This is a genomic window from Pseudolactococcus hodotermopsidis, assembly GCF_011170085.1.
Classification (GTDB): Bacteria; Bacillota; Bacilli; order Lactobacillales; family Streptococcaceae; genus Pseudolactococcus; species Pseudolactococcus hodotermopsidis.
Genome location: NZ_BLLI01000129.1, coordinates 1 through 1,228 on the forward strand (window position 1 = coordinate 1; position 1,228 = coordinate 1,228).

Annotated in this window: 1 protein-coding gene; it reads left to right on the top strand. The window is 43.6% G+C overall.

The genetic code is table 11. The features are described from left to right. A partial coding sequence (locus Hs30E_RS10960) for a hypothetical protein (RefSeq protein WP_191088469.1) occupies positions 1 to 1,228 on the top strand: 1,228 nt, incomplete at both ends.

The following is a 1,228-nucleotide window of genomic DNA, read 5'->3' on the forward strand; positions in this document are numbered from 1 at the left end:
ATTCCGATTCGACTGAGGACAGTGATTCTGAAGAGGATAGCGATTCTGAAGAAGATAGTGATTCCGAAGAAGACAGCGACTCGGAAGAAGATAGCGATTCCGAAGAGGATAGTGACTCACAAGAAGATAGTGATTCTCAAGAAGACAGCGATTCTTACGAAGATAGCGACTCGGAAGAAGACAGTGATTCCGTAGAAGATAGCGATTCAGTCGAAGATAGTGATTCAGTTGAGGATAGCGATTCGACCGAAGACAGTGACTCACAAGAAGACAGCGATTCAGTTGAGGATAGTGATTCGACCGAAGACAGTGACTCTCAAGAAGACAGCGATTCAGTTGAAGATTCCGATTCCACGGAAGATAGCGATTCACAGGAAGACTCTGATTCTGCCGAGGATTCTGATTCAGAAAAAGATTCCGATTCAGAAATTGATTCAAATTCGACTTATAATTCTTTAAATGAATCAACCGAAGACAGTGATTCAACCGAAGATTCCGATTCGACAGAGGATAGTGATTCAGAGGAAGATTCTGATTCCGAAGAAGACAGTGACTCCGAAGAGGATAGCGATTCCGAAGAAGACAGTGATTCGCAAGAGGATAGTGATTCAGTAGAGGATTCCGATTCGACCGAGGACAGCGATTCTGAAGAAGATAGTGACTCCGTGGAAGACAGCGATTCAGTTGAGGATTCTGACTCGACCGAGGATAGCGACTCCGTCGAGGATAGCGACTCCGTGGAAGACAGTGATTCAGTAGAGGATTCAGACTCCACAGAAGACAGCGATTCAGTTGAAGATTCAGACTCCGCCGAGGATAGTGATTCTGAAGTTGATAGCGACTCCGTAGAAGATAGCGATTCTGAAGCCGATTCTGATTCTGTTCATGACGTGCAACATGCCTCAGATGATGCCAGTGATTCCGAAGCCGATTCAGGTTCAGACGAGTTGAGTGATTCTGAAGCTGATTCAGATTCCGTAGAAGATAGTGATTCTGAAGCTGATTCAGATTCCGTAGAAGATAGTGATTCTGAAGCTGATTCAGATTCAGTAGAAGATAGTGATTCTGAAGCTGATTCAGATTCAGTAGAAGATAGTGATTCTGAAGCTGATTCAGATTCCGTAGAAGATAGTGATTCTGAAGCTGATTCAGATTCCGTAGAAGATAGTGATTCTGAAGCTGATTCAGATTCAGTAGAAGATAGTGATTCTGAAGCTGATTCAGATTC